This window comes from Mesorhizobium sp. P5_C1, from assembly GCF_054049815.1.
Map to the genome: position 1 here is coordinate 1 of NZ_JBFULQ010000393.1, position 5,460 is coordinate 5,460.

The window sequence follows — 5,460 nt, forward strand, 5'->3', positions numbered from 1 at the left end:
CTGCCGGGCAATGCGCACGCTGCCGGGCAATGCGCACGCGATCATCCAGCCGCAGGAACTCGTCGGTATCGCGCGTCATGAACACATCGTAGTTACCGACGGCCGCCAGCTTGTCGCGCAACTCGGTGGCGAAGGCGAGCGTGACGTTCTTCTCGATGGTGCCGTTCAGGCCCTCGGCGCCGCCGTCGATGCCGCCATGGCCTGGATCGATGACGACAGTGAAGCGATGGCCCGGATTGGACACCGGTCCGGTGCCGACCCGCGCTCCCTTGTCGGTCGAAACCGTCGATCCGGTGGTCAGCGCCTGATTGGCAAGTGCCGCGTCGAACTCGCGAGCGGAGGCTGCCGAGATATCGATGGCGATGCGGTAGCCGGTTCCGTCCTCGTTCTTGAGCACATCGAGCTTGTCGACGGCGAAGGGTCCCTTGCCGGTGAGGATCAGCCGCGAAACGCCCTCGCCGAGCGCGCCAAGGCGCACGCCCCTGACCAGACCGCGCGCCTTCAAGTCCTTGGCGTTAATGGCGAATCGCGTATTCGCAAGATCGATGACAAGACGATTGGGACCGCGCAGCAGGAACCATTTGACATCGGGTTCGCGGTCGAAATCCATGACGATGCGCATCTTGGTGGCATCGCCCGCCATCTTGTAGCCTTTTGCCACCAGCGGTGCGTCGGCCGCATTGGCAACGGAGGACGAGGCGGAAGAGATCACCAGCAACAGCAGGAGGCAGAAGGCACCGATGATCCGGCCGCCAACACGACATCCCTTGTCTGTGAAGTCTGCCAGTCCCATTTGTCTTCCAGTCGCTCCCGGTTTGGCGCCAGGCGCCCGTCGTTTCGTCGAAGTGCCGGTTAGGCCGCGAACTCGATTAACGATTGGTATCCAGAGAAGGTTAACCAAGCCTTTTCATGCAAGGGTTGGAGCCTGTTCTTACGTTACGGAACTGCTTTTTGCCGGCATCGGAAATCGGGGTTGCCTTCCACCCCGCCAAATCATAAAAGCGATACTGGATCACTGCAATCCTGGAACCGCCCTCCTCCGCAGCTTCCTGCTACAGGGTTAGATGAAAGGCGGCTCCTTTCGCTTCATGCGAAAAGGGTTCAGGTGATCGCGACGAAATTTCGCAGGTGTGCGCCCGTGGCGGGGGAATCGCCTGCGTGAGGAAAACGGCCGGGTTTGTTCCCGCGCCGGCTCTGTATGAGCAAACAAGCTGGTCCGGTTCGTCCGGGCTTTGGTTCAAAAGGTTCTGCTGGTGACGATGGCTTCAAGCGCAATCATGGAAAGGTCCGCATCAAACCGCGCCATTATGGCTGCGGGCGGCACCGCCATGGCGCTCAAGCGGCGGCCGGCGGACGTTCAATTATCCGGCACCCACACTCCAGACACGCAGCAGCGGGCTTTGCCTCGCAAGCTGCGGCTGACGGCTGCCGGGGGGAAACGAAATAATGCCCAACAAAATGCTGATAGACGCCTCCCACCCGGAGGAAACACGCGTTGTCGTCGTTCGCGGTAACCGTATTGAAGAATTCGACTTTGAATCCCAGGACAAGAAGCAGCTCAAAGGAAACATCTACCTAGCCCGCGTAACGCGCGTAGAGCCCTCCCTTCAGGCAGCCTTTGTCGAATATGGCGGCAACCGTCACGGTTTCCTCGCCTTCAGTGAAATACACCCCGACTACTACCAGATTCCGGTCGCCGACCGTCAGGCACTGCTGCGCGCCGAAGCGCAGGAGGCCGAAGACGAGGAGGACGAGGATGGCGACGGCGATGATCGCCAGAGCCGCGATCGCGGGCGGCGCGGACGCCGGCGCGGTGGCAAGAGCCGCGACCGTAGTGAACACAGGCGCGACGCAGGCGCTGCCGGCGAGAGCGAAGGCTCCGGCGAGGCAGGCGAAGGCGGCGACAATGGCGGCGATTTCGTTGTCGAGGAGATCTCTCACACTTCCGAGATCATCGAACACGCGGCCGATGCGTCCGAACATGTTGATACGTCCGAACATGCCGATACTTCCGAACATGCCGATGCGTCCGGGCATGACGAGGGTTCTGCCGAGCAGGACGAAACCGAAACGCGCAACGGCGGCCCGACGTCGATCGCCGCCTCGGTCGAAGCCGATGTGATTTCCGAAGCCGTCCCGCAAGCGGAAGGCAGCGAAGCGCCGTCAGGTGACAATGATCGCGGCATGCTCGAGGAGGTGCAATCCTCGCACCCGGACGACCATGAGGTCGAATCGGTCGGCGCCGAGGATGCGCTGGAAGAAGTGCGCAACCGCCGCAAGCCGGTGCGCCGCCAGTACAAGATCCAGGAAGTGATCAAGCGCCGCCAGATCCTGCTGGTGCAGGTCGTCAAGGAAGAGCGCGGCAACAAGGGTGCTGCCCTCACCACCTACCTGTCGCTTGCCGGCCGCTATTCGGTGCTGATGCCGAACACGGCGCGCGGCGGCGGCATTTCGCGCAAGATCACCAGCGCGGTCGACCGCAAGCGCCTCAAGGAGGTCGTTGCCGATCTCGAAGTGCCGCAGGGCATGGGCGTCATCCTGCGCACCGCCGGCGAGAGCCGCACCAAGGCCGAGATCAAGCGCGACTACGAATATCTGATGCGGCTTTGGGAAAATGTCCGGAGCCTCACCTTGCAATCGACGGCCCCTGCCCTGGTCTACGAGGAAGGCAGCCTGATCAAGCGTTCGGTGCGCGACCTCTACAACAAGGATATCGACGAGATCCTTGTCTCCGGCGAGGAAGGCTACCGCGAAGCCAAGGACTTCATGCGCATGCTCATGCCGAGCCACGCCAAGGTGGTTCAGCCGTTTCGCGACACGACGCCGATCTTCGTGCGGAATGGCATCGAGGCGCAACTCGACCGCATGCTGCAGCCGCAAGTGACGCTGAAGAGCGGCGGCTACATCATCATCAACCAGACCGAGGCTCTGGTCGCCATCGACGTCAATTCGGGCCGTTCCACCAAGGAGCACTCGATCGAGGACACGGCACTCCACACCAACCTGGAAGCGGCCGAGGAAGTCGCCCGCCAGCTCAGGCTGCGCGATCTCGCCGGCCTGATCGTCATCGACTTCATCGACATGGAGGAGAACCGCAACAACCGCTCCGTCGAGAAGCGGTTGAAGGATCACCTCAAGAACGACCGTGCGCGCATCCAGGTCGGCCGCATCTCGCATTTTGGCCTGATGGAGATGTCACGCCAGCGCATCCGCGCCAGCGTGCTGGAATCGACCATGAAGCCCTGCCCGCATTGCGGCGGCACGGGCCATGTGCGGTCCGATTCGTCGGTCGCGCTGATGGTGGTGCGGGCGATCGAGGAATTCCTGCTGAAGGATTCGCGTAGCCACATCACGGTGCGGACGCCGGCAGCGACCGCGCTCTACGTGCTCAACCACAAGCGCGGCACGCTGGTGGAACTGGAAAGCCGCTTCGGCCTGACCATCACCGTCGAGGCCGACGATTCGGTTGGCGCGCAGCACTATGCGATCTTCCGCGGCGCGCTGGCGGAAAAGCCGGAAGGCTTTGTCGAGGTGCGTAGCCTGCCGGCCTATGTCGAACCGGATGAGCCCGAGGACGAGATCGTCGTCATCGAGGAAGACGACGACGCGCCGGTACAGGCCGAACAGCCACGCCAGCAGCAGCCGCAGCAACAACAGCCACGGCCTGCCGCCGGTGGCGAAGAAGGCGAAGGCCGCGACCGCAAGCGCCGCAAGCGCCGGCGGCGTCGTGGCGGCAAGGACCGCGACCGCGAACACGGCGCACCCGCGGACGGGTCTACCGTCTCCGCACCGGCCGCTGAGTTCTCCGGCTCGGCAGCCACTGCCAGCGACGGCGAGGCGGAAGCGGACGACGACGCTCCTCTCGGTGTTGCGGAAACGTCCGAAACGGTTGAGGCTTCGGATGAAGGCCAAGGCAAGAAGCGCCGGCGTGGCAAGCGCGGCGGCAAGCGCAACCGTCGCGAAGACGGTGAAGGCGAGGCCGAGGCAGGCGCTGGCGAAACGGTCGAAGCACTCGACAGTGAAGTGGCGGAAAGCGCGACGGTCTCCAGTGAGCCGGTAGTTGCCGAACCGGCCGAAGAGCCGGTGGCGCTTGCTCCGGCCAATGACGACGCGCCGAGCACGGAAAAGCCGAAGAAGCCACGTCGTGCCGCCAAGCCGAAGAAGGCCGCGGTCGAGGTCGTCGCCGAGGAGCCGGCTGCTGCCGAAGCGGTCGCGGAGGTACTGGCCGAGACGCCGGCCACGGCGTCCGACGAGGCAGCGGCAGCGACTGTCGAGGAGGCGCCGAAGGTCCGCCCGTCACGGCGCAAGCCGGCGGCCGTGGATGCGCCGGTCGTGCCGGTGGTGTCTTCGACGGTTGCCGACGAACCGGCGGCCAAGACCGAGGACAAGCCGAAGCGCGCCGGATGGTGGCAGCGGAAGGGCTTTTTCTAAGCCTTTCAGCCGCTTGACTTGATTTCTTGACAAAAGAATCCCGCGCCAATCGAAAGACTGCGCGGGATTTTTCATATCTGGCGTTCCGGCTGGTCGCGAAACGCTAAAGCCAATCAAAGTGTGAAACCGCCGGCGCAGAGAGTTATCGTCGACGGAAACCGAAGTGCCTTCTAACCTTACACCACGACGAAATCGGCGTTGGTCAGCGCCAGGTTCGCGGCCAGTGTGGCAAAATGGGTCGAGCCGCCGGCGGCACTGCCGTTGCTGTCATAGGTGAGCCAGCCGGTGTCGGTCTCGTAGATGATGTGGTCGTTGCCGTCACCGGCAAGGCCAGTTGTGTTCTTGACGAACTGGTCGGCCGTCAGCGTGCCGTTGCCGCCAAGCGCTGCGAAGATGGCATTATCGACCCGGATGGTGTCGTCGACCACCGAGAAGTCGGTGATGCGGTCGACATTGCTCGAGGCATTGAGCGCCGTGGTGAAGACGAAGATGTCCTGGCCGCTGCTGCCGGACAGCGTGTCGTTGCCGCCCCTGCCGTCCAGYACGTTGTTGCCGGAATTGCCGGTCAGCGTRTTGGCCAGGCTGTTGCCGGTGGCGTTGATCGAGGCCGCRCTGCGYAGTGCGACGTTCTCGATGTTGCCCGTGAAGTGRTTGCCATCGCCAAGGTTGATCGARAYRWAGCCATTGACGRTRTCGGTGCCGTTGGCGCCGGCGGTGYTTTCACTGACGATATCGCCGGCATTGTCGACATAGTAGCCATCATTGCCCTGAGCCCCGATCATCGTGTCGGCGCCACCTTTGCCGTCCAGCAGATTGTTGCCGGAATTACCGGTCAGCGTGTTGGCCAGGCTGTTGCCGGTGGCGTTGATCGAGRCCGCACCGAGCAGCGCGACGTTCTCGATATTGCCCGTGAAATGGTTGCCGTCGCCGAGGTTGATCGAGATGTAGCCGTTGACGGTATCGGTGCCGTTGGCGCCGGCGGTGCGCTCACTGACGATATCGCCCGCATTGTCGACATAGTAGCTGTCG

3 protein-coding genes are annotated in these 5,460 nt (G+C 63.2%); 1 reads left to right on the top strand and 2 read right to left on the bottom strand.

The window, feature by feature from the left end; translation table 11 throughout:
- Window positions 1-793 (bottom strand): N-acetylmuramoyl-L-alanine amidase (locus ACXJ7R_RS24015; protein WP_457154015.1); only part of this gene is annotated, 793 nt, incomplete at its 3' end.
- A gap of 653 nt (window positions 794-1,446) precedes the next feature.
- Between ACXJ7R_RS24015 and ACXJ7R_RS24020 the strand changes: the two genes are divergently transcribed.
- Window positions 1,447-4,431 (top strand): ribonuclease E/G, encoded by a 2,985-nt coding sequence (locus tag ACXJ7R_RS24020; RefSeq protein WP_457154016.1) that lies wholly within the window; start codon window positions 1,447-1,449, stop codon window positions 4,429-4,431.
- 176 nt (window positions 4,432-4,607) lie between these two features.
- Here ACXJ7R_RS24020 and ACXJ7R_RS24025 read toward each other — a convergent pair.
- Window positions 4,608-5,460 (bottom strand): calcium-binding protein (locus tag ACXJ7R_RS24025; protein ID WP_457154017.1); only part of this gene is annotated, 853 nt, incomplete at its 5' end.

Coding starts and splice junctions, on each gene's coding strand:
- ACXJ7R_RS24020 (WP_457154016.1), top strand. CDS start 1,447: ATGCCCAACAAAATGCTGATAGACGCCTCCCACCCGGAGGAAACACGC.